This window comes from Pseudoalteromonas sp. S4741, assembly GCF_005886135.1.
Taxonomy (GTDB): domain Bacteria; phylum Pseudomonadota; class Gammaproteobacteria; order Enterobacterales; family Alteromonadaceae; genus Pseudoalteromonas; species Pseudoalteromonas tetraodonis.
On sequence record NZ_PNCN01000013.1, the window covers coordinates 15,579 to 42,321 of the forward strand.

Below are 26,743 nucleotides of genomic sequence, written 5' to 3' on the forward strand. Positions count from 1 at the left end.
ATGACTAGTTAATAGGGATGCCACAAAGTTAATTCAACTGTAAAAATGAAAAAAAACGCATTTTTTTTAATTTATTTACTAAATAACCCTAAAAAGAGTAGGGATTGCTGATTTTTTGTAATTTGGGAGCTTATTTTTTGTCTAGTCTGATGAGTTTGGGTGTGATATAAATTTAGCAAATAACAGCAAAAGGACATTATTTGTGCACTTTGAACAATTATTAAAACAAGCTGCCCAAGCGAGTCAGGAAACTGACCCGTTAACCAATACTATGCAGTTTCCTGCTAACTGGTGCCAAGGTCGTACTGCTTTTGGTGGCCTCTCTGCTGCGTTACTTTATCAAGCAATGCGCAATAAAGTTGATTCATCAAGAAGATTGCTTTCTTTAAGTACAAACTTTGTAGGGCCATTATTGGCTGAAAAACCGTTTTCATTATCGGTAGAAATATTACGTGAAGGTAAAAGCAGTACCCAAGTGCTCGCCAAGGCTATTCAAGATGATGCGGTGTGTGTCATCGTGCAGGCTTGTTTTGCAAAAAATCGTAACTCATCAATTAATGTGCCGGTATCAAAGTCGTTAACCTTACACCCTGTAAACGAAGGCCATTGTTTAGGCTTTGTCCCTGGGAAAATGCCAGAGTTTTTTCAGCATGTTGATTTATGCCCACAGCAAGGCGCCATGCCGTTTAGTAGTGCGCAAACCTCTCACCTTGGTGGTTGGATGCGATTTAAACACAAGCCTGAAGAAATTACAGAAGCTCATGTTATTGCTCTTACTGACGCATGGCCGCCAACATTACTACAAATGTTTAAGCAACCAGCACCGGCTAGTAGCATGTCGTGGTATTTAGAGTTTGTACAAGCGCCTAATTTAGTGCCAAGTGAATGGTTGGGTTTTGAAGCAATCACTCATCATTCAAAAGATGGCTACGGCTTAGAAGATGGCTGTATTTGGTCACAATCGGGGGAGCTTATTGCACTCACCCGTCAAACTGTTGCCTTATTTGATTAATTAAAGAGCAGTGAAGTCGCGCTAAGTATATTGCTTATCTAAGTTAAGCATGATGATGCGATATTCACCACTTTGAATTATGTTGGCCAAGCCTTTATCAAACTGCAGTCTCAGCAAATCATTGTTAAAATACGCAGGCCTTGCCACAGATGGAAAAATAGCATGAATAACAAAATCTTTAGTGGCATTGGCTTTTTGATATTCCTTTAAATAGTGAAGAAATATAAGTCTATCGAGAATAATCGTATCAACCCACCCTGCCATTAAATGGTGTATCTGCGCTTGTTGATTGAATACTTCTTCATAGCCTCTCAAGTTCTCTAAGTTTTGACCAAATTCTTTAGGTAAATAAGCAGGCGCATTTTGAAATGCTAAAACACTTTTAGTCGCCAGATCGTAAATAGCATTAATAGTGAAGTTACTCTTTTTAAGACTCACTACCACATTCTCATAACTAACAACCGATTGGCTTCGATATATGCCAGCAATTAAAATACCCGAGTAATTCAATGCAATATCAACATGGCCTTGGTTCAATAAAGCATCTGCACGCTGATTTGACATGTAATGTACATCAACCTAATTTATGTCTTGATTATTAAGTGCTGTCTTTACAATCTCGAGCTGAATACCTGAATCATTTTCACTTATTACATAAGGCGCAACAGTCGGGTTAGCCGCAATAATGACTTGGTGCTGCTTAATACCATAAACAAATGCAAAACTATCGCCACATAAACACACTAAGGCCAATAAAAATACAATTTTCACTCTTTCACCTAATCCGTTTTTATTTTCAGTTATTGGGGTTACTTTTCTTTAGTAATTTAGCCGCAGCGTTTGTATTTAACTATTATTTATAGCAATATTTAAATTATTAAATTAATTACAAGCTAACATTTTGCAAACTGCCTGCCCAAGCTGTGATCTTATCATTGATATTCCCGAGATTAATGCCAAACAAGTGGCATTGTGCCCACGCTGTAGCCATAAGATCCGCGGTATTAACATAAACCATGACACTGAAATAGTCGCACTGAGTTTAAGCGCATTATTAATGTTGCTCAGCAGTATGTTTTATCCGTTTATCTCTTTTAGTAGTAATGGCATTACCCAAACTATTACCCTGCCCGACGCAGCACGGATTTTATTTAACTATGATAGTGACCTACTTGGCTTATTTATCGATATCAGCATTATTATTTTACCTATGAGTTTGCTGATTATTTTGATCCCTTTGCATTTAGGCGCACTCAAAGCACTGCCGCAAGCAGTTGCAAGAAAGCTATTAAAATTCACTTTAACGCTAGAGCCTTGGATCATGTCAGAAATATTTTTGATTGGTGTTTTAGTTAGCATGGTAAAAATAATGTCATTGGCTGAGGTTAGCTTTGGTATCAGCTTTTTTGCCTATGTGGGATTTGTTATTTTTTATATTAGTGCATTAACGCGTTTAAATCGTGCTAGGCTGTGGTCACAAGTAAGCCCTGTCACTACACTTCAAAATACTTCAAACACTGAGCGGGCTATTGATGAGAATATAAAAGCCTGCCATGTTTGCCATCAACTGAGCGTTGAATCAATCTGTCCTCGTTGCCACAGTAAAACGTATTTAAGAAACCCCTACAGCGTACAAAAAGCGGCTGCATGGTTAGTTACTTCTCTGATTTGTTATATTCCTGCGAATTTGCTCCCTATTATGTACACTATTAGCCTAGGGGATGAAACACCTGCAACCCTTATTTCGGGTGTTATTACGTTATGGAATAGCGGCTCATACCCTATTGCTATTATTATATTTTTTGCCAGTGTAGTGGTGCCATTAGCCAAAGCGCTTATTTTGAGCTTTTTGTGCTTTATGGTTACAAAACCTGCCAACCTGCATACAAAAGGTTACACAAAAGTGTATCAACTTACTGAATTTATAGGTAAATGGTCTATGATTGATGTGTTTGTTGTGGCTATATTAGTTGCACTAGTGCAACTAGGAAACTTAATGTCGGTTACACCCGGTTTGGGCATCGTCTTTTTTACCGTTATGGTATTATGCCAAATGATGGCGGCACACGCATTTGACCCTCGCCTACTGTGGGACTCACCAAAAATAATAACGCAGAGAATAAAGCATGATTAAAACAGCTAACGTAGCACAAAAACCAAGTATTTCTGCAATTTGGATCATTCCTGTGGTTGCCTTATTTGTTGGTGTTTGGATGCTTTATCAGTATCAATTAAATAAAGGGCAAACAATCTACATCACTATGCCCCAAGCCGAGGGGATTATTGCTGGTAAAACAGAAATTAAAGTGCGAAGTGTCAAAATAGGTCAAATTGATCACGTCCGCCTTTCTGATAGCCAAGACAGTGTAATAGCCCGAGCACAAATAGATAAAAACTATGATAATTTACTCACCGAAGATGCCAGTATTTGGGTAGTAAAACCACGCATTGATGAAACTGGGATCAGTGGTATGAGCACCCTACTTTCAGGGGTTTATTTAGAGTTTTCACCGGGAGAAAGTAACCAACTTAAAAAACGCTTTACCCTGCAAGAAGAGCCCGCATTAATTGGTAAAGATGTTCAAGGTGGGCGCTTTAAGTTACTCAGTTACAATGCTGAAGTACTTGATGTGAGTACTGGCATATTTTTTAAAAACTACAAAATAGGCCAAATAGAAACCGCCACCTTTGATTGGAAAAACCAAGCAATGCAATACGGTATTTTTATTAAAGCCCCCTATGAGAACCTGATCACCTTAAACTCTATTTTTTGGGTTAACTCAGGTATTGAAATAGATCTCTCTGCTGATGGCATAAATATTAACACCGGTTCACTAAGCAAATTATTAAAAGGCGGTATTTCTGTTGGCTTACCTGATCAGCAAGCCCCTGGCGATTTAGCACAAGATGGTCATAGCTTTTCTTTGAGTCAAAGTTATAAGCAAGCTTTAGAAGAGCGTTTTTATGATTTTGATTATTACCTTATTGAATTCGAACAATCGATTAGAGGACTCCGTGTTGGTGCGCCAGTTGAGTATAGAGGTACACGCGTCGGCACAGTGGTTGAAGCGCCCACCAATGTAATTATAGATGGGAAACCGGCTCATTTTCGCGCCAAAAATACCGCAGTTCCAGTATTGATAAAAGTAGAATATGGTCGTTTATACCATATCACCTCGGTAGCAAAAGAGTATTGGAAAACAAGCGTTAACGAGTGGATTAAAAATGGCATGAGAGCGTCACTTAAACCGGGTAATTTGCTAACCGGTGCAGTTTACGTCGATTTTGACTTTTATACCGACACCCCAAAAAGCGAGCTTAAAAAACTTGCTCAATACGATGTATTTCCTAGTGTATCGAGCGGTATAACGGTACTTGCCGATCAAGTATCGGATGTACTTAATAAAGTGAATAACTTAAAAATTGAAGACAGTTTAGCCAAAATGCAAACTACGTTTAGCGAGTATCAAGCTCTGGCCAGTGAGATGCGCACATTATTAAATAAGCCCGATACCCAAAATTTACCCGGTGACTTTAATCGTAATCTCGAAAAAATAACCAAAAGCATGGAACAGTTTGAAATAACCATGCGCCAGTTTGACAAAACCATGGCAAGCTATCAAGCAGGCTCTCAAATGCACTATCAACTTGAGCAAACACTGCTACAAATTAAGCGTTTAACAGAAGAGTTTCAGCCTCTTACTCGTGGCTTAAACGAGCAACCTAATATGCTCATTTTTGACAAATCACTACCTAACGATCCACAACCGAGGAAGCAATAATGAAAGCACTATTTTTACTTTTAACGGGTGTGATCTTTATCAGTGGTTGCAGCTCTGCTATTCAAACAACAATTCAGTATTACCAATTTGAGCAGCCCATTAATGACTCTTCGCGAAATGTGCAAGATACACAGGCACAACTGCGCGTGCAAACAGTCACCTTAAGAGGCGCATTGAATAACCGGGGTATTGCTATGAAAGTAGATAGTAATCAAATCCATGCTGCTAATTATCATCTATGGGGCGAGTCGCCAGATGTTATGCTCAGTGCCAGCGCGCAGCAAACATTATTTAATACCATGACAAACTGGATGGTTATTAAAGGCTTACCCGTTATTACCGACCAACAGCAACAAACATTTTACGAATTAGAATACGAACTACACCACTTTAACGGTGATCTGCAAGGTAATGCAGATATTTCAGGTCTATGGCGTTTATACTACACTCACCCAGAATCGGGTAGGCGTTTACTAGGCATCCATAATTTTTCATCTGTTATGCCAATCGATGCTGATGGCTATGATTCATTGGTGGCTACTCTTGAAAAAATGTGGCAACAAATCAACATCCTTGCGGCAAAAGAAATTGAAAAAGCGCGAATTTAATATTTCTCTGTATTAAGTAAATATACATCTACCGCAATGTTAGTGCTTTCTATTATAACTTGACCTTGGGTTTTAAAACCGAGCTTTTGTAATACATTTTTTGATGCGCGGTTATCACAACGGGCGATCGCCGTAACCTGTTTAATCCCTAAGTTTTGTCTATGGTTTAGCAAGGTATTTGCCGCTTCAAAAATATAGCCCTTTTTTTCAAAACCGTCTTTTAGCGCATACCCTAAGTCAGGATATTGCAGAACAGCTCGCTGATAAAACCCAACAATACCAACTAGTGTTTCATCCTGTAATGCGATTATATAAGGCCCAAAGCCATGCTGCTTATGAGCAGATATAAAACTGTCTTTAATGTATTTTTTAGCGTCGTCTAAGGTATAAATACCTTTATCACCAATGTATTTAGTGAAATTAGCCTGATTAACCAACTTAAGTAACTCCGCCGCATTTGCTATTTGTGCGAAGCGTATGTGTAAGCGCTCTGTTGTAAAAGCAATATTCAAAATAACTCCTGATAATATTTTTCACGACCCGATATTTTTTTATTGACTGAAATAAAAAAGAAGATTATTTTTGCGCCGATGTTTTTAAAGGCACAACAATAGCGGCATGCATTCCTTGCGCCGGCTGGCGCCAAAGCCAACGCGTTTCACTAAAACTATTAATTTAACATAATTTTTTAAGTGCCCTTCACGCGTGCAAAAGCAGTGACTTGGAAGATGATTTAACAACGAACTTATCATCTTCTTTGTTTTTGTATAAGCAGTTTACTTTTTAAATCTGCTTTTAATTTTGTGATCTTATAAATGCTTGAACCTTCTGCGTTAACTCTACTGCCGCCTGCGGTAGTGGTTGTATTGGCTGTTGTTTTACGCCGCCCTATTTTATCATTGCTGATTGGTGCATTAGTTGGCTTTATTTTAGCTGACCCTAGCAAAGTTCTCTCAAATTTTGCCAGCACATCACTCAAAGTAATGACAGATGAAACCATTGGTTGGTTAATACTTGTGTGTGGCGGCTTTGGTGCGCTTATTGCCTTATTAGTGCGTACTGGAGGGGCTTCTGCGTTTGGTAGTTTGGCTTTAAAGTACACCCGAGGTAAACGCTCCTCCTTATTTATGACCTTTTGTTTGGGTGTCGTGATATTTATTGACGATTATTTAAACGCGCTTACCGTGGGTGAAACCATGAAGCGGATCACCGACAAATTTAAAGTGAGTCGTGAAATGCTCGCTTACGTTGTTGATTCAACGGCAGCGCCTATTTGTGTACTCGTCCCTTTGTCAACGTGGGCTGTATTTTTTGGTGGCCTGTTAGTGGATAACGGCATCGCAGAAGAAGGCAAAGGCATTGCCGTTTATATTCAAGCCATTCCGTATATGTTTTATGCCTGGTTTGCGGTGTTGACTGTGGTGCTGGTTATTGCCGGCGTGATCCCTACTTTTGGCCCAATGAAAAAAGCCGAGCAACAGGCGCTAAGTCACGCTCCTATTTTAGAGCCTGCGATTTATACTCAAGTACAAACCGCCGATGAATATGCAGTAAAAGCAGCGGAAGAACACTTTGAAGATGCGGATCCTAAAGGTAAGTTATATAACTTTTTGTTGCCGATTTTTTTATTAGTCGCATTTACCGTATATTTTGAAATAGATGTGTACAAAGGTCTATTAGCGACAATGGCTGTCACTTTGCCATTTTATGCGTTACAAAAATTAATGAGCTTTAGCGAAATGATTGAGCGTATGCTGGATGGTTTTAAAAGTATGATCCCCGCAATTGGAACCGTGATTGCCGCCTTTATTTTTAAAGATGTATGCGACTTAATTGGCTTACCACAATTTGTGATTGGCAGCTTAAGCCCGTATATGACCGCTGGCTATTTACCTGCGGTGGTATTTATTGCGATGTCGATATTAGCGTTTGCGACGGGTTCAAGTTGGGGGATTTTTGCGGTTTCAATTCCTATTGTCATGCCCCTTGCGACGGCGGTTGATGCAAATATTCCATTGGTGATTGGCGCATTACTTTCAGCGTCTTCATTTGGTAGCCAAGCCTGTTTTTACTCTGATTCAACCGTACTAGCAGCACAAGGCTCTGGCTGTAATTTGATCAGTCATGCTATAACGCAATTACCTTATACCTTAATTGCTGCAGGCTTTGCCATCATTGGCTTTTTACTTATGGCCTAACATGGCAATGGTAGCCATTTTACTAAAACCATAATTAACGCCGTTAAAACAAAACCCAGTCAACAATGGCTGGGTTTTGTTTGGTTTTTGAGTAATTTCAACTTACTTTTGCAATTTTATATCGCTGTAGTAAGCATCTAAACTTGTCACTTTAGTTTGGTTTGGCAAATCAGCAAACTCGCTATCACTAAACTTACTGCCACGTAATTGCACATTTAAGCGTGCTGCTTGTGGATTTAACATGGTTTGCTGGTAGTAGTCTTTAATATCAGCAAGGGTGACTTTTTCTACTTCTGCAATTAACTTTTGTTTTGAATCAAAATCAAAGTTCTCACGGTACCAATCGTTAATCAATGGACTCATTTCGTCGCTTAAATTCTTTGGCTGTTCTTTTAACGAAACCAAAGTTGCATTTTTAAGCTGTGCAAATGTTTCTTCACTCATAGCATTAAGCTCAGAAGCGTACTCTTTTTTGAACTTATCAAAGCGTACTTGAATTTCTTTTGGCCCTTTAACCGGTGTTTGAATAAACAAACCAATACCAGAGTAATCCTCAATAGGACGCGCTAACGCCCCTACCGCATAAGCTAGTTGTTCTTCGGTACGCATTTTGTCAAACGCGATTGTTCTAAAGTGTCCTTGTAAAACCGCCGCCTGCGCTTTTTGTTTGTAACCTGGCGTTGGGTGAATGGTCATATCGACAACGGCTACATCGGCTACATCAATATCTTTGTGTAATACGCGCGCTTCACCTTGTTGTGGTAACCAAGCTTTACTGCGAGCAAACTCAGATTTTGTATGATTATTTGGTAAGATAGCCGTTAATTCAGCAGCAATGGCATCAATATCTTTTTGATCATAGTTACCAAAGCTAAATACACGTAAGTTATTATTCGCTAAGGTGCTTTGTTTTAATGCTTGTAAATCAGCGAGTGTCAGTGATTGAGCTGCCTTAATAAGCGCGTCAGTATCAAAACTACCGGTTCTAGTCAGTTTTGAATATTCACTAAACGCTTGTGCATACGGGAACTGTTTTTGCTGATTGAGTAAATCACGTTGATAACGGTCAATCGCTTGATTAAATGCTTGCGCTGAAATTTCATCGTCAAATCCAGCTAACGCTTGTTTAAGTAAAGTATCTTGTTTATCGGTAAAACCACTTAATGATAAAACTAAGCCATTGCTTGAGCTTAAATTAACATTCATACCGGCAATAGCCGCTTCGGTTCGTAGCTGACTTAATTGGGTGTTATATAAATCTGCCCACACAGAATAAAGGACGGTTGAGTTAATATCACGCAACCCTGTTTGTGTGTTGATATACACCTCAACTAAACCTTTAGGCTGCTCTGCAAACTGCTGGCTTGCTTGGCGCCAGATTTTTACACCGTTTTTATCATAGCTAAGTTCAGGGTGTTTTTGCTCTTTAAAAGCCTGCGTTTTAATTGCAAAACTCTCTGGCAGTAAATTGTTAACACTGGGTAAGGCTAAATTAAATTCATTTGGTTTTTCCCAGCTGGCAATTTCTGCGTCGCTAATATCGTTAATTTTATATTTGCCATCGTAAAAATGCAGCTCAGAATCTGTATCTTCCTGTTGAGAAATATACCAAATGCGCAGTGTATCGGCATTAAGTTGCTTAAGTACATTGTTCACCGCATCAGCGTCAAACTTAGCATAGTAGTACGGTGCGTTTATCGCATGATTTAACGGATAATCTTGCATGCTTTGAGTCAGCGCACTGACGTAGCTAAACTCATCGCCCTTTTCTAAAAATTTAAACTGATTATTTAAAGAAGTGCGAATTTCATTAAAGTACTTACTATTAACGCCCTCACGCTTAATCAAGTCAATATATTGCATGATTGTCGCGACAATTGATTCGCGGTTTTTCATGCCTTCATCAGTCAGCTCTATGTTCACATTTAAAGAGCCATAGTTACCATATTGATTTGGTGAAGCAGACGCTGATAACTGCGATACCCAGCCTTTATCACGTAATATTTGTGCTGGGCTACCTGGCATTTCATTGCTAAGTAAATAGGCAACAAAACGATTAGGTTTTACTGCAAATTCAGTTTGATTATTAGTAATTGTGAAATCGAGTTGTAATTGTTTAACGTCTTCGTTTGGCGAGTAAAAAACACGTTTACCACCGGCATTATCAAAATCTAGCTTGGCTGATACTTTTGGCTTTTCAATATTTTTATTTTTAATATCAGCGAAATATTTTTCTGCTTTTTTCTGCATTTCTTCAAGCGGTAAATTAGAAATTAACGCCACTTTCATAATATTTGATGAATAATATTTATTATAAAAATCAACAGTTTCTTTGTGTAATGAACTATCAGCTTTATCGCCTAACGTTTCAAGGTTACCAATTAAGAATCGATTAGCTGGGTGTTCACCCATCATTTTACGTGCAAGTTTAAATTGGCCAAAAAAGTCCATTTCACGACGCATTGACCACTCAGCATTCACTGCGTTTTTTTCTTTTTCTGTGTATTCTGGGTAAAGCTTAGGGGCTTTAAAAAAGTCTGAAAAGCGGTCTAAGCCTTCATCAAACGCATCGTTATTAATTTTAAACATGTAGTTTGTAATATCGAGCCACGTATAGGCATTATGCGCCCCACCGTTTTTAGTCATAAAATCGGAGTACCCTTTAGTGTCAGGGTAGCGCTCAGTGCCTAAAAACAACATATGTTCTAAATAATGCGCCATTCCTTGTTGGCTCATTGGGTCGTGCAGCAGGCCGACACCGACACTCAATGAAGCAGCTGATTTTTCTGCGCTTGGATCAGAAACTAAAATCACTTCAATATCATTGGCAAGTGTTAGTGTTTTGTATTCACGATTATCGTTAGGGCTTACAACAAGCGTTGGTGATAAAAGTGATGTTTGTGATGATTGAGAAAGAGTGGCGGTATTCGAACAACCGCTTAATATTGCCAGTGCAATTGCACTTAAGCCGATGATGTGTTTCATTTTAGTTATATCCATTGCTGTTAAATATGGGCTTAGTGTTATAAAAAGACTAAATCACTTATAAGCTACCATTATCTATTAATACTATGCTACTAATTAGCACTTAATTGTGTAACACATTGTGAATAGTTAATATAAATAATAAGGTAAGTTATGGAAAAGATAATAATAATAGCCATGTTCGTTCAGGTAACACTTTCATTAGTTGTGATGGTAATAATGGGAAAACGACGTTTTGCGGCGGCTAAAAACAAACACATACAGCTAAGTGACTTTGCTGCTATGCGCCTTGATAATGCGGGCGATCATGTCAGAGTCGCTGATCGTAATTTTAGTAATCAATTTGAAATACCTGTGCTTTTTTATGCGGGATGTTTGCTTGCTTTACAGCTTAATATGGCGAGTGTCCCTATTGCAGTATTGGCGTGTATATTTGTAGCGACACGCATTATTCATAGCCTCATTCATCTTGGTAGTAATCATTTAAGAGCCCGTTTTAGAGTATTTTTGCTAGGCTGCTTAGCTGTGTTTGTAATGTGGGTAATGTTACTGGTGAGCGTACTTTACAACTAAAAAAACGGCGGCTATGATAAGTCGCCGTTATTTTTACGGCTTATTTAGTGCGTTTTAACCTAGGTGCTACAAGCAATAGTGCGCCTAATAACCATGCCATACTGCCACTAGAGTCTGAACTTTGTGGTGGTGTCACTTCTACGTTATCAATTAATGTATTCTCTTTAGGTGTTAAATTTTGTGCTGAATTAGGATCGTCATCAAGCACAACCACCGTTTGTATTGATACTAAGTTTTGATTACTAATAACCACATTTTCATCTGAACATTGCTCTTTAGTAATACCAACCAATGGTACCTCTGCACAATGAACTAAGGCCGCTATTTTATCTAAAGTTTCTTGGCTTTGTGCTGTTATTTGTCCGAAAACGGTAAACCCACCATTTTGTAAATCTAAGTTTTGGCTGTTATCACTCATATTAAAAAACCATTGGCTAGTGGCGCTGTTTTCATTGCCGCCCTGCTTTGCCATGGCAATTGTGCCTTTTACATTTGAGTAAACAGGTTCGTTAATAACCGCTGGCTTGGTTGTAATGGGATCCATTTCATCAGAAAAAGTAAAACCTCCCCCTTGAATGACAAACTTATCAACAGAGCGGTGTATTACTGTTTGATTATACGCAGCATCATTAACATAACTTAGGAAGTTTTCTACTGTTTTAGGTGTTTGTTGATCAAACAAGTTAATTTCTATCGTTCCTTGGCTCGTTTGCATTTCGACTATGGTTGCTGCGCTTGAAAAGCTCGCTGCAGTTAAAATTGACGCTAAGATAAGCTTCTTCATTATTATTCCTATTTTTTATTGTCATTAGGCGTCATTAGAGTAGTGTTATTCATTTTATAAATCGATACATAAGCACTTAACACTACAATTCATATCAAAGTAATTACACTGCAGTTACAACTGTTTACATTTTGATTTTAAACACGTTATGAATAGTTAATTGTCTGAGAGCCTTGTAATACATCAAGGTGACTCTTTTTTAATTAACTTTAAGCCTAGCAAGGTACTTAAAAAGCCCCTTATCAATCACTCTTTTTTTGTTATTATCAGCCTACACAGTGATAGGAGTAAATATAATGGCAAACAACACGACTATTTGTGACTTTGGGCTACACCAAGGTGAACCATACACCCAACTTCCCGTCAGCTTTTTGAAATGGATGATTGATGTAAATCATCAAAAATCTCAATACGCACATGATGAGCTCGCACGCAGAAAACGGGTTGTAGAGCAGCAACGTGAAGCCTCATTGGCTGAAAAAACATGAATAAGTGCGTTTTTTTAAACTCGAACTAGTTTAAACTAGCCGCCTACTATACTGAGTTTTGTTAATCGATAGGTATTTTATGCGTACTCTTGTTTTTCTCATTTTATTTCTTGGTTTATATGGCTGTGCCAGTGACTCTGTCAATAAACCTGCAGTACACTACTTAACTGTTCTTCATACCAATGATAATCATGGTCGTTTTTGGCATAATGAAAAAGGCGAATATGGTATGGCTGCGCGTAAAACCCTAATCGACCAGCTAAGAGCCGATGCAAAAGCACAAGGGCATCAGGTGTTATTATTATCAGGTGGTGATATTAATACTGGTATCCCTGAATCAGACCTGCAATTTGCTGAGCCTGATTTTAGAGGCATGTCGAAAATTGGCTATGACGCAATGGCACTAGGTAATCATGAGTTTGATAATCCATTAAGTGTATTAAGACAGCAACAGCAATGGGCTAACTTCCCTCTTTTATCGGCTAATATCTTTGATAAACAAACTAACGAAACTATTTTTGAACGTTATAAAATATTCAACAAAGGCGGCTTAACCATTGCCGTAATTGGGTTAACAACGACAGACACCGCTAAAATTGGTAACCCGCAATACATTGGTCACTTAGATTTTAAAGATCCGGTTGAGATAACCGCCTCACTTACCCAAACATTAAAAGCAAAATACAATCCCGATATTACTATTGCGGTAACGCACATGGGGCATTATGTAGATGCCAATTATGGGATAAATGCCCCAGGTGATGTTACGCTTGCTCGTTCTTTAGATAGAAACGCCCTTGATATGATCATTGGTGGCCATTCCCAAGAGCCAGTGTGTATGGCTGCAGAAAATGTCACAGATGAGAATTTTAAGCCAGGTTTAGCCTGTAAACCTGATCAGCAAAATGGAACCTGGATAATGCAAGCCCATGAATGGGGTAAGTATGTGGGTAAAGCGGAGTTTAAATTAGAAAACGGTCAATTATCACTGCTAAGTTATCAATTATTGCCCGTTAATTTGTACGTAGATAAAAAGCAAAAAGACGGTAGCGTAAAATCCGTACTTGCTGCAAATTACATTAAACCAGATCCAGCGCTACAAACCTTTTTAGCGGCGTACCAAAAAAAAGGTGCAAAGCAAATTGAAGGTAAAATTGGCTTTGTGAATGACAGACTCGAGGGTGATCGTAACAAAGTACGCTTTGAACAAACTAACCTTGCTCGGGTAATTATTCAAGCGCAAATGAATACCGTAGGTGCCGATTTTGGCATTATCAGTGGTGGCGGTGTTCGCGATAGCATCAATGCAGGTGACGTGAGTTATAAAGACATACTCAAAGTACAGCCTTTTAAAAACCGTGTCGCCTATATCGATTTCAAAGGCAATGATATTTTAACCTATTTAAATGTCGTGACGCGTTTCCCACCAGACTCTGGAGCCTACATGCAATACCACAACCTAGCCTTTGAACTTAAAGAGGATCAAGTAACTAACGTGTTCATCGCCGGCAAGCCGCTTGATATAAACAAAACATACCGCATGAGTATTAATGAATATAATGCTTCTGGTGGCGATAGTTACCCTAAAATTACTCACATGAAAGGATTCGTAAGCACCGATGAAACGGACGCTCAGGCATTAAAACGATTTTTTGCAGAGCATAGCCCTGTTGATGCACATGAGTTTGCACCTAAATAGTAATCTGTATTGAACAACGATGAGTGTCATTGATATAGTAATGACACTCATCGTTGCGATTTATGTGCTATCCAGGCCAATTTAAGCTCTCTTAATCAGAGTTATGGTTAAGTAGCAAACCACGATTACTTTCCTATTATTTCTATATTTCCTTGACCCACATTTGCTAACCCATAACTGTGCATTCGTGAGCGTGAGCCCTCTCCAAATGCTTTCGGTGGGTAGTATAATCCCTTTTGTTCAGGGCAATCATTTAACACGTCATCCAGTGCGGCACGAATTTCACTTAATGTTTTCTCTAGACTGTTATTAAAGTTTGGACGCTTTCTTACTGTATGACCAAGCTCAACTAAACGATAGAAATACTTATTGGCAAGCTCTATCAATTCCTCGGGTACATTCTTGTTATGATTAAGCTTGATCTCTGAATTGTTAGTGCAATATTCAACAAGCGCTAAATAAAAACATAGAGGTTTGTTTGCCAAAGCCACTTGGTGATCCAAAGAAACGCTACTCGATAAGGTTTTACTTTTTAAGTCAATGATCAGGGTTAATGGTTTTGACTCTGTAGTATTTGATTCTGCGTGAATAACCTGCTTATCATCATTTTTGTTGATATAGGCTAATTTTATTAGGTATGTTAGTAATACGCTAAGAATAAAAAGCATCCCATAAATAGCCACCACATCATGCTTAAAATACGGCTGCCTCAAAGACAAAACAATAAACACCACACCATTATTACTATTTAACTCTCGAATAAACTCTGTGGAAGTTTTTAAAGAAGCATCAAATTCATGTTGTGGCGTTATAGCTACAACCTCAATACCGGTTCTATCAATAAAGGTGTTTAAGATTTGAATATAATTAAGTAAAGCTGCTTTATTACCTGAGTGTTTAAGCAGCTCATTTGATAAATCTAACAAAGGTAAGTCTAAAGCGATTCGTTTTTCTATTTGTATTATTTGTAATTTATTTACTTGCTGTTGTTTTTGCATTGTCGAAACATAAAAAACAGACGAGAAAACCAAGAATAAAAAAATTGTGCATATTATCCATATTAACCTATTCATTACGACTCCCCTATAAAGGTAACGGGGTAACTATTGCACTGCCAATATGGCTCAACATCTTGATAATATTGAAACGATTGTTCTTTAGACATACTCAATAAGTGAGACTGTACAGCACAGAGTAAATCAGTATTGTTATGCTGCATTTTTAAGTACCAACGGGTGCCTGCCACATTACTACTAATAGGCGTAATATAATTTTTTGAAAAACGCTGACTGTCACTTTCTCTCCAAAAAGAGGCAATAAGGTCTACTTCCCCGTTCGCCAATAATTCTCTCAACTCATTGTGTGAACTCGCATAGGTTATTTTTAGATGAGCAATGTTTAGGCCTAGCTCTTTAAAGGCTTGTTTGGGTAAAATGTGCCCTGAGCGACTCGTTGGATAATCTAACAGACCGATTTTTTTATCTAAAAAATATTGTTTGCTGATCTTTGGTTTTTCTTTTGAAGAGATAAAAAACGCAGTGTAATCAGAAAAGCCAACCACAGGCTGATAGTTGTAAGTAGATTCAGCCTTAAACGCATCCATAATATTATTTTTCGCTAAAATTAAATCTGCAATACCTTTACCTACAAACTCTAAGCTATCAACGGTTCTATACCCCCAATAGCCAATGACAGAGCCATACTGTTTTGCCACTACTTTGTCACCACAGAGATTTTGAGTAAGTAATTGAGCAACGTATTTTGAGGGGGTAAATACTATAAGTTGACTCTTATTAGCTGTTGCCGTTGTTTGACATGTCGTTGATGTCTCAATTATTACTGGAAACGTTATATCTTCCTCGCCCACAATAACTTGACCTGAAAACCAACTTAGCAACACGACCAGAAACATAAATGTAACAATCGCTGTTTTATGCAACATTAACTTCTTAATATTCAAAAAACACCCGTTTAAATTAGAGTAATAGCTCATTTGAACAATTTTAATTACTTATTACAACAGGTAATTTTACTCATTAAACGCAACCCATTGAATATAAATAATTTTAAATAAGAAAGTATGAATTTTATTGAGTCCTTTCTATCAACTAAAAAAATGAGGACAATTGACCTTATCAGCGTTTACCAAATAAATGTCACACTAACTAGGATGCTTCAATGTACAAAAATGTAAAATATTCGCTTTCTTTAACACTTTTAATTAGTGCAATATTTGCAAGCACAGATTGTAATGCTTGGGGCCAAAACGGGCATCGTGTAGTGGGTAAAATTGCAGAGTCGCACATAAGCGAAACTACTAAGACTGCACTTATCCCCTATCTCAATGGCGAATCTTTAGCTCAGATTTCAACATGGCCTGACGAAATGCGATCTGCACCAGGTGACTTTTGGCAAAAAAAATCATCTCGTTGGCATTACATTAATGCTGATGACAACGCGACCTTTAGTTTTGACCACGACCACACTAAACACAAAGAATCAGTAACAAACATATTAGAAGGCATTCACTACTCTATCCGCGTGTTGAAAGATGATAAATCAAGCCTCGCGGCCAAACAGTTTAGCTTGCGTTTTTTGGTGCATTTAGTGGGTGACAGCCATCAACCATTTCATGCAGGAAGAGCAGAAGATAGAGGCGGCAATCGCGTTAAGGTTTCTTTATTTAATCAACAGACCAACCTACATAGCTTATGGGACACCAAACTAGTTGAAAACGAAAACTTATCTTTTACTGAGTACGCTCAGTTTGTAAATACCAACAACAGCGAGCTAATTAGTGAATATTTACAAAGTACACCAACAAGCTGGCTTGAAGAGTCGCACAACTTAGCCCTAAAAATATATGAATCAACAGAAGAACAAATTAGTTACGACTATATCTACAACAACACCCCTATTGTGAAAACACGCTTGCAACAAGCGGGCATTCGCTTGGCTGGATTGTTAAATACATTATTTGATCCTGCTAACACGCAATCAAAAATGGCCTTAACACAGCAAACACAAAATTAAATTTAGTTTCTAACTTAAATCATCTACATGGGAAATCAACATTATGACTAAGCTTCGCCTTTCGAAATTAACTGGGGCTGTAATTCTAGCTCTAGGAGTTTCAACAAGCGCTATGGCTGCTGACACTTCGTCTGCAATGCGTGGTAAAATAACCACACCTTCAGGTGCGAGCGCTGCAAACGTTAAAATTAAGGTTGTTCATCAACCAACCGGCACAATTAGTGAACTAACGACCAATGAAAGTGGTACTTTCATTGCGAATGGTTTACGTGTTGGTGGACCTTACACTGTGATCATCGACTCTGATACGTTTAACGATACCACCGTTGAAAACATCTTTTTAAACCTTGGCGAAACTTACAGATTAACATCGCAATTAGCGCCGCTAAACATTGAAAAGATTGAAGTCTCTGGTTATAAAATTGTACAACAGTCAGGTGGCTCTAGTAGTACTTTTGGCGAAGATACTATCAATAATATGCCTAGCTTTAACCGTGACATTAAAGATATCGCACGTTTAAATCCGCTTGCGAGTATTAATGGTAATGGTGAGCTAACTTTTGCTGGCAGCAACCCACGTACGAATGGTTTAACCGTAGATGGTATTGGCCAAAATGATGACTTTGGTTTAAGTTACGGCGGCTACCCGACTTCACAGCCTCCGGTAGCCCTTGATGCAATTGAGCAAATATCTGTTGATGTTTCTCCATTCTCTGCTTCTAAAGGTAACTTTGGTGGTGGTACTATTAACGCGGTAACTAAGTCAGGTACTAACGAATTTAAGTTTTCTGGTTTTTACGAAACATCAACACCTGATATTGCAGGCGATGTAGACAGCATATCTCAAGTGTTTGCTGATAACCGCCCTGTTTTAGATGACGATGGCCACCGTACATATATTGTCGAACAAGTAGAGCCAAATCAAACTGAAAAACGCTACGGTTTTAATGTTGGCGGCCCACTTATAGACGATACCTTATTTTACTTTGTTAACTACAATAAATGGTCGAGCGAACTAGATTTAGACTATGGTTTTGAAGGTTCAGGCGCAACCAACGAATACGATGTGAGTGAAGAAAGCTATAACCGCTTTCTTAATATTCTAAATAACGAATACGGGTTAACCGATTCTCTTGGTGGCGACCCTAAAGACACCAATGAAACATTACTTGTAAAATTAAGCTGGAACATTGCTGATGATCATCGTTTAGATTTTACCTATCAGTGGCAAGATGACAAAGATGAAACAAACTTTGGTACTGGAGGTACATCAGTTCAGCTTGCATCAAGTCGTTACACATACGCCACTAAGTTTAATAACTTTGCAACCAAATTATACTCGGATTGGAACGAAGACTTTTCAACTGAAATCGGTATTGCATACAAAGATGTATCATCAAGAAGTTTAACAAATTCTGATATTGGTAGCGTTAAAGTTGAAGAATACTTCCGCGGACCTTCTTATAACTTTGGTATCGATGAGTTTCGACATGCCAATAGCTCAGCAACAGAAAATTTAACACTTTCTCTTGATGCCACTTATTTGATGGACGAGCATGAAATTAACTTTGGTATGCAATATGAGTCGTTAAACTTATACAACCTTTTTGCAGCTAATTCACTGGGTTCATGGGAGTTTGATAACTTTAATGGTTTTGAAAATCGTGAAGTAGGCAACTTCGCAGGTCAGTATGACTTTAGTTACAGTAATGCTTATACAAATAACCCGAACGATACTGCTTACGATGCAACTCGTAATCAATTAGCGCTTTACATTGAAGATACTTTTTATGTTGGTGATGATTTAGAAGTAACGGCAGGTGTTCGTTATGAGCGCTTATCTTCTGATGATAAACCAACACTCAATGAAAACTTTTTAAGCACCTATGGCTTTAGCAACCAAGAAAACCTAGATGGTTTAGATATTATACTCCCACGTATTGGCTTTAAGTATTACGCAACTGAAGCGTTAACAGTTAACGGTGGTGTAGGTCGTTTCCAAGGCGGTATTCCTAACGTTTGGTACAATAACTCATTCCAAAACGATGGCATTACTTTTGTAGATGCACCACAAAGCGTTATTGACGAATACTATGCTAATAATCAAGCTGATATCACTCAAGTACCAGACGCTATAAAAGGGTCACTAGTACAAGGTGCGGGTAGTACAAACTATGTTGACCCAAATTTTGAACTACCGTCAAGTATTCGTGCACAACTTGGTTTTGAGTACGACTTTGATTCTGAGTTACTAGGCGAAGGCTTTAAATGGCAAGCAGAAATTGCTTATCACAAAAAAGAAAACGAAGCTGTGTGGCATAACACCGCCATTAAACCTGTAGGTGTAGCAGCCGACGGCGAACGTATCATCTATGAAAGTATTTACAACGGTGATTTAGCTGATAACTTTGATATAGCAATGACTAATTCAGCAGAAGACGGTCGCTCTGTTATTTTTACAACAGCACTTGCTAAAGAGTGGGAAAATGGCCTTTATATTTCAGCAAGCTATGCACATCAAGATGTAACAGAAGCGTCTTCAGGTTCTTCTTCACGTGCACAAAGCAACTATCAGTACAATATTACTAAGAGCCGTAATGAAGACTTTGCTGCCCGTGGTGCGTATGAAGTAGAGCATAGCTTTAAAGTTAATTTAGCGTATAACACTGAGTTCTTCAGTGGCTATGCCACAAGATTTAATGTGTATTTTGAACGTCGCTCTGGTCGTCCATTTAGTTATACTATGGGTATGTTCAGAAATGGGGATTTAGGCGACTCTCGTGACTTTAACTCGAGTTCAGCTTACTTAGCATATATTCCTACAGGTCCAGATGATGCAAACGTAAATTGGGATCGTTCTAAATTGTCATGGGAAGAGCTTGAAACCCTATTAAACCGTGCAGGTATTAATGAGCGTGGTCAAATCCTAGACCGCAATTCGGGTACTCAGCCATGGGTTACCACTATGGATATTAGCGTTAAACAAGAAATCCCTGGTTTTGCAAAAGGTCATAGCGGTGAGGTTTACTTTATGATTGATAACTTTGCAAACTTATTAAACAGTGACTGGGGTGTGGAAAAACGTCTAGGTTACTCTGATCAAGCTGTTTATGACCTTGCTGGCTTAGATGATGATGGCCGTTACATCATTAATGCTAGATACAACGGTGCAGATGTTCGTAACTATAGCCAATATCAAACTAGCTCATCAGCTTGGCAAGCTAAAATCGGTGTTAGCTATAAGTTTTAACCTATAACTTGCACTTCAAAAGCTCATAAAATTAAAAAGCCATTACATGCATGTAATGGCTTTTTTTATGGAAAAGATCACTTTTCATCTGTTTGTCATAAAAGCTACTTACTATTTGCATGGTAAATATTGAAACATAGATAAAATGCTAAATTTCATAAATAAAGTGTTTTATAATAAAAAAATTACAGTTGTATTTTATTTGTAACAAACAAATGAGGTACACTATGTAAGTATTTTGGGTTAAGTGTATTTTGCGGTCGCTTAATCCAAAATTAAAATAAAAAAGCTATTAAAAGTTTATTTAACTACACGGGAAAATAAAATGAAAATTCAACTTCGCAAAACAGCTCTATCACTTGCTATAGCAGCATGTGTTGGTGTGAGTGGTGCTGCAATTGCAAACGAAACAACCTCAGCAATTAAAGGTCAAATAACTGGACCTAACGGTAACCCTGCTGCAGGAACTAAAATTACTATTTTACACGTTCCTTCAGGCTCTGTTAAAACAACTGAAGTAAATGACGCCGGTTACTTTACTGCTAAAGGACTTCGTGTTGGCGGCCCTTACAAAGTAATCGTAGACTCAGACATCTACGCTGACCAAGAGTTCAATAATATTATCTTGAACATTGGTAGCGACTACCCTGTTAATACTTCACTTGAAAATATCTCAGATGTTGAACAAATTGTAGTAACTGGGCGTCCAATCAGCACTATGTCTGGTGGTACGGGTCCTGCTTCAACATTCACATTAAGCGATCTTGAAAATCAACCAGCTATTAACCGTGATTTAAAAGATATTATTCGTATTGACCCTCGCGTTGCTATCGATGATAGCCGTGGTTCAATCAACTGTGGTGGTGGTAATCCACGTTTTAACAGCTTAACCCTTGATGGCGTTCGCATGAACGATAACTTTGGTTTAAGCTCAAACGGTTACCCTACTATTCGCGCTCCGTTCTCTTTTGATTCAATCGAGCAAGTAGCGGTAGAATTAGCCCCTTTTGATGTTCAATATGGTGGTTTCACATCATGTAACATCAACGCTGTGACCAAATCTGGCGGCAACGACATTCACGGTGGTATATTCTACGATTACACTAACGATTCAATGAAAGGCGATAAGATTGAAGGTAATGACGTTGACAACGGCGATTACAGTGAAAAACGTTATGGTTTCAACGTTGGCTTACCACTAATCAATGATACGCTTTTCTTGTTTACCTCTTACGAGAAACTTGAAGGTGTTAAACAGTTTAACTATTCATCTTTAGTGTCTTCTGCAGAAATTGATGAAATTAAACAAATTACACGTGATGTTTATGGTTACGAAGCCGGTGCTACACCAGCAAGCTCACCAGTAGAAGATGAAAAAATCTTAGTGAAGCTAGATTGGAACATCAACGATGATCACCGTGCTAACCTAATTTATAACTACAATGATGGCTTTACCCTATCTCAATCAGATGCAGATGGTGATGAGCTCGCATTTGACAGCCACTTTTATGAGCAAGGTGCTGAGTTTACCTCAATCGTTGCATCACTTTACTCTGATTGGAATGACAACTTTTCAACTGAAGTTCGTTTAGGTAAATCAGAGCTTGACGCTCGCGTTCAATCTTTAGACGCAGCAAGCGGTTTTGGTGAGTTCCAAATCAGCACAGATAATGCCACGGTGTACGTTGGTCCTGATGACTCTCGTCAATCAAATGATTTAAACTACGATACCACAACAGCTAAATTCTCAGGTACCTACTACCTTGATCAGCACACAATTACCGCTGGTTTTGAGTATGAAAAGTTAGAAGTATTTAACCAATTCGTACAACATACTGAAGGTGAATGGCGTTTTGCTTCGATTGACGCATACAGAAATGGGATTGCTAATGCAGTTTATTATAATAACTCTGCAAGTACGAATAACCCAAATGATGCAGCTGCTAACTTTGCTTATTCACAAAATACATTTTATGTACAAGATGAATACAGCTTTTCAGATATCGATGCATCATTAACATTTGGTCTTCGTTACGACAGCTATTCAAGCGATGACAAACCAACATTAAATCAGAATTTCACTAATCGTTACGGTTTTAGCAATCAGTCTACTTTTGACGGTATTGATTTAATTCAACCACGCGTAGGTTTTGAGTGGTATGCAACCGATGCACTAGAAGTACGTGCGGGTGTTGGCTTGTTCTCAGGCGGTAACCCTAATGTATGGTTGTCTAACTCATATTCAAATGATGGTATCACCAATATTGGTGCTTATATCAGCGATATCAGTAATTCTTATAAAGTTGGTTCTGGTGATGATGAAGTCACTCTAGTTGACCTATTTGATACGCCAAATGTAAATGGTGGTACTCCAGGTTACGACGTTCCACAAGATATGTTTGACAAAGTAGCAAATACTGAAATTGGTTCGGGTGATGCTACAACGAACGCGGTAGATCCTAACTTTGAAATCCCATCAGAGTGGAAGTACTCTTTAGGTGCTACATATACTACAGAAAACGACTATGTTATTGCTTTGGATTACCTTTACACTAAGAAACGAGATGCAGCGACTCTTGTAGATATTGCTTTACAAGATTCTGGTAAAACTACTTTTGATGGTCGTCCTATCTATGAAAGAAAAGAAGATCCATTAAATCCAGGTAAATATCGTAGTGGTGAACTATTACTAACAAATGTGAATGGTGATAGTGGTGAGTCTTCAATTATATCTGCTGCAGTAAGTAAAGCGTTTGATAATGGCGTTAGCGTTCAGTTCTCATACGCTTACACTGATGCAGATGATGTAAACCCAATGACTAGCTCTGTAGCCAGCTCAAACTACGGTAACCTAGCAACATCAAACCCAGGTAACCCTGGCGTGGCATCATCTGATTACGAAATCCCACATCGCTTTACATTAAACCTAGGTTATAAACACGAGTTCTTCGATGGTTATAACACTCGCTTTAACCTATTTGGTGAAGCATACAAAGGTTTACCATATAGCTTTACCTACAAGAGTAATCGCGACACGGGTGCGGGCGATATTCAATTTGGTGATAGAAACTCCAATGGCGCGCGTCAATTATTGTATGTACCACTTGAAAATGATCCAAACGTTGTCTACAACATGAGTGCTGATGAAATCAATGAGTTTAATGACTTTATCGCATCTGAAGGTCTTAAACGTGGTGAAATCACTGGTCGTAACCAACAGAACTCTGATTGGTTCGTGAAATTTAACTTTAAAATCACTCAAGAAGTACCTGGCTTTATGGATGGCCATAAAGGTGAAGCATTCTTCGTAATCGATAACTTAACGAATATGTTAAACGATGATTGGGGTGTATTAAGAAAAGGCTCTTTCGTGGGTAATAAGATGGTTGAAGTAAATATTAATGACCAAGGTCAATACGTTTACTCAAACTTCAGTGCACGTAGTGCTGAACAGTCTGTACAACGCGATGCCTCTTTATGGGAAATGCGTGTAGGTGTTCGTTACACGTTCTAATTTGATTGATTAAATTAGTGTATTTAAAAGCCCACTTTGTGGGCTTTTTTATGCCTGTAATTTATTTTTTAATTTATCAAAAATTGCGATTAGCTGATGCTGTTCAGCATCCGACAGGCAGCTTAATAATGCACGCTCCCACTGCAATGCTTGTGGGGTTATTTTTTCATATAAAGCCATGCCCTTATCACTTAGCATCAAAAATGCAGCGCGCTTATCATGCTTATTTAACTCGCTATAAATAAGCCCTTTATCAATTAGCGTTTTTACTGCCCTTGATACTGTCGACTTATCCATATCTGCTTGAATGCATAACTGCTTAGCTGTGCTTTGGCCTGATTGCGCTAAATTAGCCATTATTCGCCACTGAGGAATAGTTAAATCAAACTCTTTTTTATAAATACTCGAAAAATCATTACTTACCTGTGTTGCTAAGTGTGTTAATTGATAAGGTAAAAATGTCGTTAAATCTATTTTCATATTGAATCACTTATTTATTTACATACGACTTTTATTTGTTCACTTTTATTTACAAGGGTCATAATCAGTGTGTTTGATATTAGTCTCACTTGAGAGTATCTTAGCGTAAATAACAAAAATATAACACTCCCCCACTTTCACAGGAGTCAGTAATGGCGACACAATTAAACTATATGACCGGCTTTGGTAATGAATTTGAAACCGAAGCGCTGCCTGGTGCATTACCGATTGGGCAATTTAGCCCGCAAAAAGTAAAATACGATTTATATGCAGAGCAATTTAGTACCACTGCATTTACCGCTCCGCGCGCCGATAATCGCCGCACGTGGATGTACCGTATTCGTCCATCTGTTGTGCAAGGTGATTACAAAGCCATAGACAATGGCTTAATTAGAACAGCGCCTATTACTGAAGTGCCAACGCCGCCTACCATGCTGCGATGGGATCCCATTGATATACCAGCAGCACCTACTGATTTTATTGATGGGCTGATCACTATGGCTGCAAATGGCAGCGCCAATGGGCAAGCCGGTATTGGCATTCATGTTTATGTCGCCAACAAATCAATGGACAAGCGCTTTTTTTATAACGCCGATGGCGAAATGTTATTTGTACCACAACACGGCGAGCTATTACTTAAAACAGAACTCGGGCATTTAAGTATTAAAGCCGGTGAAATTGCGGTTATTCCGCGTGGCATTAAGTTTCAGGTGCAGCTATTAACTGATACAGCGCGTGGGTATATTTGTGAAAACTACGGCCATGCTTATGTTCTTGCTGAGCGCGGCCCTGTTGGCGCAAATGGTTATGCTAATGACCGTGACTTTCACTATCCAGTAGCGGCTTTTGAAGACATTGAAGGCGAATTTGAACTTATTGCTAAATTTAATGGCAATATGTTTCGTTGTGATATTGGTCATTCTCCTCTTGATGTTGTTGCTTGGACAGGTAACAGCGCGCCTTACAAATACGATTTGGCTCGCTTTAATGTCATGAATACCGTTAGCTTTGATCACCCCGATCCATCAATTTTCACGGTACTAACCTCGCCATCAGGCACTGAAGGCGTTGCAAATATTGATTTTGCTATTTTTCCACCGCGTTGGATGGTCGCTGAAAACACCTTCCGCCCGCCTTACTATCACCGTAATATTATGAGTGAATTTATGGGCTTAATAGAAGGGGTATATGATGCAAAAGAGCATGGCTTTGTGCCAGGTGGCATGAGCTTACATAACTGTATGTCGCCGCATGGTCCTGAAGCAGACGTATTTGAAAAAGCGTCAAATGCGGACTTAGAACCACAACGCTACGATAATACGTTGGCGTTTATGTTTGAGTCACGTTATGTAATATCGCCGACTAAATACGCATTAGAAGGTAAAGAGCGTCAAGCTAATTACACTGACTGCTGGCGCACAATCAAAAAACACTTTAATGGCAATCAAGGATAATTAGATTATGAAGCTTTATACTTATTTTCGCTCATCGGCAGCATATCGTGTGCGCATTGCATTAAATCTCAAAAATATTGATCACCAGTTGGTGCCAGTAAACTTACTAAAATCAGAGCAACAAAGCACAGATTACTTACAGAAAAACCCTCAAGGACTTTTACCTTCTTTAGAAACAGAAGACGGCGTATTAGGTCAATCTCTAGCAATTTTAGAGTACCTTGAAGAGCAATACCCTGAAACACCATTGCTGCCTGGTAATGCATGGCAAAAAGCACACATTCGCAATTTAAGTTATGCTATTGCCTGTGATATCCATCCGATTGATAATTTACGGGTACTGAAATATTTAAGTAGTGAGCTCAATGTTGATGATGAAGCAAAAAATAAATGGTACCGCCACTGGGTTGAAGTGGGTTTTGAAAAAATAGAACGCATGCTAGATAGCAAAAACACATTTTGTGCAGGCGACTCGCCAAGCTTAGCTGATGTGTGTTTAGTACCGCAGGTATTTAATGCCATTCGTTTTAAAGTAGATATGGCTGCCTACCCTAAAATAGCAGCCATATATCAGCGTTGTAATGAGTTGGCAGCTTTTGTTGATGCAGCCCCTGAAAATCAACCTGATGCAAACTAATAAAGTAGATTAACTTTTTAGTACACTGTGTATTACCGTTACATGCTCAATTAAATCTAAGCCCAGTTCGGTTAAATAGCCACCATCTGGGCTGTCTATCACTCCCTTATCAAACAAACGCTGTGCGGCACTTAACAAAGCCGGCTCAGCATCAGAATGGAGTTTAATTCCTTGCATTTTGCTCTCGCGTGGAAATTTTGCTAATAGCGTAAATTCGTCAATCATGGTTTGATTAAATAGCATATG

General features: G+C 38.6%; 22 protein-coding genes. 13 read left to right on the plus strand and 9 right to left on the minus strand.

Annotated features, from left to right (window positions below; all coding sequences use genetic code 11):
* Window positions 1-202: 202 nt before the first annotated feature.
* Window positions 203-1,012, plus strand: a complete 810-nt coding sequence (locus tag CWC30_RS01930; RefSeq protein WP_138626277.1) for an acyl-CoA thioesterase — start codon at window positions 203-205, stop codon at window positions 1,010-1,012.
* 21 nt (window positions 1,013-1,033) lie between these two features.
* Here CWC30_RS01930 and CWC30_RS01935 read toward each other — a convergent pair whose 3' ends face one another.
* The gene (locus CWC30_RS01935; protein ID WP_138561212.1) at window positions 1,034-1,576 is read right to left on the minus strand and encodes a type 2 periplasmic-binding domain-containing protein; all 543 of its coding nucleotides are present in this window, start codon (window positions 1,574-1,576) and stop codon (window positions 1,034-1,036) included.
* A 15-nt stretch (window positions 1,577-1,591) separates the two neighbouring features.
* Window positions 1,592-1,783 carry a hypothetical protein gene (locus CWC30_RS01940; RefSeq protein ID WP_138561213.1) on the minus strand — a complete coding sequence of 64 codons (192 nt, stop codon included), beginning with the start codon at window positions 1,781-1,783 and terminating at the stop codon, window positions 1,592-1,594.
* A 130-nt stretch (window positions 1,784-1,913) separates the two neighbouring features.
* On the opposite strand from CWC30_RS01940, the gene CWC30_RS01945 reads away from it, so the two are divergent.
* The 3 genes from CWC30_RS01945 to CWC30_RS01955 are packed head-to-tail and all read left to right on the plus strand — an operon-like array spanning window position 1,914 to window position 5,402.
* Window positions 1,914-3,146, plus strand: coding sequence for a paraquat-inducible protein A (locus tag CWC30_RS01945; RefSeq protein ID WP_036983904.1), 1,233 nt, complete (start codon window positions 1,914-1,916; stop codon window positions 3,144-3,146).
* Window positions 3,139-4,794 (plus strand): intermembrane transport protein PqiB, encoded by a 1,656-nt coding sequence (gene pqiB / locus CWC30_RS01950; protein ID WP_138626278.1) that lies wholly within the window; start codon window positions 3,139-3,141, stop codon window positions 4,792-4,794. The genes CWC30_RS01945 and pqiB overlap by 8 nt, the downstream gene beginning before the upstream one ends.
* On the plus strand, window positions 4,794-5,402 hold the full coding sequence (locus tag CWC30_RS01955; protein ID WP_138626279.1) for a PqiC family protein: 609 nt from the start codon (window positions 4,794-4,796) through the stop codon (window positions 5,400-5,402). The genes pqiB and CWC30_RS01955 overlap by 1 nt, the downstream gene beginning before the upstream one ends.
* On the opposite strand, the gene CWC30_RS01960 is transcribed toward CWC30_RS01955, so the two are convergent.
* Complete coding sequence (locus CWC30_RS01960; RefSeq protein ID WP_138626280.1) at window positions 5,399-5,914, minus strand: GNAT family N-acetyltransferase; 516 nt, start codon at window positions 5,912-5,914, stop codon at window positions 5,399-5,401. The two genes, CWC30_RS01955 and CWC30_RS01960, sit on opposite strands and share 4 nt — an antisense overlap.
* A gap of 303 nt (window positions 5,915-6,217) precedes the next feature.
* Between CWC30_RS01960 and CWC30_RS01965 the strand changes: the two genes are divergently transcribed.
* Window positions 6,218-7,600 (plus strand): Na+/H+ antiporter NhaC family protein, encoded by a 1,383-nt coding sequence (locus CWC30_RS01965; protein WP_138626281.1) that lies wholly within the window; start codon window positions 6,218-6,220, stop codon window positions 7,598-7,600.
* Window positions 7,601-7,702: 102 nt separating this feature from the next.
* On the opposite strand, the gene CWC30_RS01970 is transcribed toward CWC30_RS01965, so the two are convergent.
* Complete coding sequence (locus CWC30_RS01970) at window positions 7,703-10,585, minus strand: insulinase family protein (protein ID WP_138626282.1); 2,883 nt, start codon at window positions 10,583-10,585, stop codon at window positions 7,703-7,705.
* A 153-nt stretch (window positions 10,586-10,738) separates the two neighbouring features.
* Here CWC30_RS01970 and CWC30_RS01975 point away from each other — a divergent pair, with 153 nt between their 5' ends.
* Window positions 10,739-11,158: an MAPEG family protein gene (locus tag CWC30_RS01975; RefSeq protein WP_028834120.1), complete on the plus strand. Its 420-nt coding sequence runs from the start codon at window positions 10,739-10,741 to the stop codon at window positions 11,156-11,158.
* A 40-nt stretch (window positions 11,159-11,198) separates the two neighbouring features.
* On the opposite strand, the gene CWC30_RS01980 is transcribed toward CWC30_RS01975, so the two are convergent.
* Entirely contained in the window at window positions 11,199-11,942 is a 744-nt protein-coding gene (locus CWC30_RS01980) for a peptidylprolyl isomerase (RefSeq protein ID WP_008112351.1), read from the minus strand.
* A gap of 296 nt (window positions 11,943-12,238) precedes the next feature.
* Between CWC30_RS01980 and CWC30_RS01985 the strand changes: the two genes are divergently transcribed.
* Together CWC30_RS01985 and ushA are read left to right on the plus strand one after the other, a co-directional pair.
* Complete coding sequence (locus CWC30_RS01985) at window positions 12,239-12,430, plus strand: hypothetical protein (RefSeq protein WP_036983896.1); 192 nt, start codon at window positions 12,239-12,241, stop codon at window positions 12,428-12,430.
* Window positions 12,431-12,509: 79 nt separating this feature from the next.
* A complete protein-coding gene (ushA, locus tag CWC30_RS01990; protein ID WP_138626283.1) occupies window positions 12,510-14,129 on the plus strand; it encodes a bifunctional UDP-sugar hydrolase/5'-nucleotidase UshA in 1,620 nt (539 codons plus the stop codon).
* Window positions 14,130-14,254: 125 nt separating this feature from the next.
* Here ushA and CWC30_RS01995 read toward each other — a convergent pair whose 3' ends face one another.
* Together CWC30_RS01995 and CWC30_RS02000 are read right to left on the minus strand one after the other, a co-directional pair.
* Entirely contained in the window at window positions 14,255-15,202 is a 948-nt protein-coding gene (locus CWC30_RS01995) for a hypothetical protein (RefSeq protein ID WP_138626284.1), read from the minus strand.
* A complete protein-coding gene (locus tag CWC30_RS02000) occupies window positions 15,202-16,071 on the minus strand; it encodes a type 2 periplasmic-binding domain-containing protein (protein WP_069438984.1) in 870 nt (289 codons plus the stop codon). The genes CWC30_RS01995 and CWC30_RS02000 overlap by 1 nt, the downstream gene beginning before the upstream one ends.
* A gap of 236 nt (window positions 16,072-16,307) precedes the next feature.
* Between CWC30_RS02000 and CWC30_RS02005 the strand changes: the two genes are divergently transcribed.
* The 3 genes from CWC30_RS02005 (at window position 16,308) to CWC30_RS02015 (ending at window position 23,926) form a co-directional block, all read left to right on the plus strand.
* A complete protein-coding gene (locus CWC30_RS02005; RefSeq protein WP_138626285.1) occupies window positions 16,308-17,162 on the plus strand; it encodes a S1/P1 nuclease in 855 nt (284 codons plus the stop codon).
* 43 nt (window positions 17,163-17,205) lie between these two features.
* The gene (locus CWC30_RS02010) at window positions 17,206-20,412 is read left to right on the plus strand and encodes a TonB-dependent receptor (RefSeq protein ID WP_138626286.1); all 3,207 of its coding nucleotides are present in this window, start codon (window positions 17,206-17,208) and stop codon (window positions 20,410-20,412) included.
* 325 nt (window positions 20,413-20,737) lie between these two features.
* Entirely contained in the window at window positions 20,738-23,926 is a 3,189-nt protein-coding gene (locus tag CWC30_RS02015) for a TonB-dependent receptor (RefSeq protein ID WP_138626287.1), read from the plus strand.
* Window positions 23,927-23,974: 48 nt separating this feature from the next.
* Here the strand turns inward: CWC30_RS02015 and CWC30_RS02020 are convergent, their stop codons facing one another.
* Window positions 23,975-24,406 carry a MarR family winged helix-turn-helix transcriptional regulator gene (locus CWC30_RS02020; protein ID WP_138626288.1) on the minus strand — a complete coding sequence of 144 codons (432 nt, stop codon included), beginning with the start codon at window positions 24,404-24,406 and terminating at the stop codon, window positions 23,975-23,977.
* Window positions 24,407-24,558: 152 nt separating this feature from the next.
* Here CWC30_RS02020 and hmgA point away from each other — a divergent pair, with 152 nt between their 5' ends.
* Window positions 24,559-25,860 (plus strand): homogentisate 1,2-dioxygenase, encoded by a 1,302-nt coding sequence (hmgA, locus tag CWC30_RS02025; protein WP_138626289.1) that lies wholly within the window; start codon window positions 24,559-24,561, stop codon window positions 25,858-25,860.
* Window positions 25,861-25,867: 7 nt separating this feature from the next.
* Window positions 25,868-26,497 (plus strand): maleylacetoacetate isomerase, encoded by a 630-nt coding sequence (gene maiA, locus CWC30_RS02030; RefSeq protein ID WP_138626290.1) that lies wholly within the window; start codon window positions 25,868-25,870, stop codon window positions 26,495-26,497.
* 9 nt (window positions 26,498-26,506) lie between these two features.
* On the opposite strand, the gene CWC30_RS02035 is transcribed toward maiA, so the two are convergent.
* Window positions 26,507-26,740 (minus strand): TIGR02647 family protein, encoded by a 234-nt coding sequence (locus CWC30_RS02035; protein WP_036983885.1) that lies wholly within the window; start codon window positions 26,738-26,740, stop codon window positions 26,507-26,509.
* Window positions 26,741-26,743: the final 3 nt, after the last annotated feature.

Excerpts from the sequence above, each read along its gene's own strand:
- ushA (WP_138626283.1), top strand. The coding sequence starts at position 12,510 with ATGCGTACTCTTGTTTTTCTCATTTTATTTCTTGGTTTATATGGCTGT.
- CWC30_RS02000 (WP_069438984.1), bottom strand. The coding sequence starts at position 16,071 with ATGTTGCATAAAACAGCGATTGTTACATTTATGTTTCTGGTCGTGTTG.
- CWC30_RS02005 (WP_138626285.1), top strand. The coding sequence starts at position 16,308 with ATGTACAAAAATGTAAAATATTCGCTTTCTTTAACACTTTTAATTAGT.
- CWC30_RS01995 (WP_138626284.1), bottom strand. The coding sequence starts at position 15,202 with ATGAATAGGTTAATATGGATAATATGCACAATTTTTTTATTCTTGGTT.
- CWC30_RS01955 (WP_138626279.1), top strand. The coding sequence starts at position 4,794 with ATGAAAGCACTATTTTTACTTTTAACGGGTGTGATCTTTATCAGTGGT.
- CWC30_RS02020 (WP_138626288.1), bottom strand. The coding sequence starts at position 24,406 with ATGAAAATAGATTTAACGACATTTTTACCTTATCAATTAACACACTTA.
- CWC30_RS02035 (WP_036983885.1), bottom strand. The coding sequence starts at position 26,740 with ATGCTATTTAATCAAACCATGATTGACGAATTTACGCTATTAGCAAAA.
- CWC30_RS01985 (WP_036983896.1), top strand. The coding sequence starts at position 12,239 with ATGGCAAACAACACGACTATTTGTGACTTTGGGCTACACCAAGGTGAA.
- pqiB (WP_138626278.1), top strand. The coding sequence starts at position 3,139 with ATGATTAAAACAGCTAACGTAGCACAAAAACCAAGTATTTCTGCAATT.
- CWC30_RS01970 (WP_138626282.1), bottom strand. The coding sequence starts at position 10,585 with ATGAAACACATCATCGGCTTAAGTGCAATTGCACTGGCAATATTAAGC.
- CWC30_RS01980 (WP_008112351.1), bottom strand. The coding sequence starts at position 11,942 with ATGAAGAAGCTTATCTTAGCGTCAATTTTAACTGCAGCGAGCTTTTCA.
- CWC30_RS02015 (WP_138626287.1), top strand. The coding sequence starts at position 20,738 with ATGAAAATTCAACTTCGCAAAACAGCTCTATCACTTGCTATAGCAGCA.
- CWC30_RS01975 (WP_028834120.1), top strand. The coding sequence starts at position 10,739 with ATGGAAAAGATAATAATAATAGCCATGTTCGTTCAGGTAACACTTTCA.
- CWC30_RS02010 (WP_138626286.1), top strand. The coding sequence starts at position 17,206 with ATGACTAAGCTTCGCCTTTCGAAATTAACTGGGGCTGTAATTCTAGCT.
- hmgA (WP_138626289.1), top strand. The coding sequence starts at position 24,559 with ATGGCGACACAATTAAACTATATGACCGGCTTTGGTAATGAATTTGAA.
- CWC30_RS01965 (WP_138626281.1), top strand. The coding sequence starts at position 6,218 with ATGCTTGAACCTTCTGCGTTAACTCTACTGCCGCCTGCGGTAGTGGTT.
- CWC30_RS01935 (WP_138561212.1), bottom strand. The coding sequence starts at position 1,576 with ATGTCAAATCAGCGTGCAGATGCTTTATTGAACCAAGGCCATGTTGAT.
- maiA (WP_138626290.1), top strand. The coding sequence starts at position 25,868 with ATGAAGCTTTATACTTATTTTCGCTCATCGGCAGCATATCGTGTGCGC.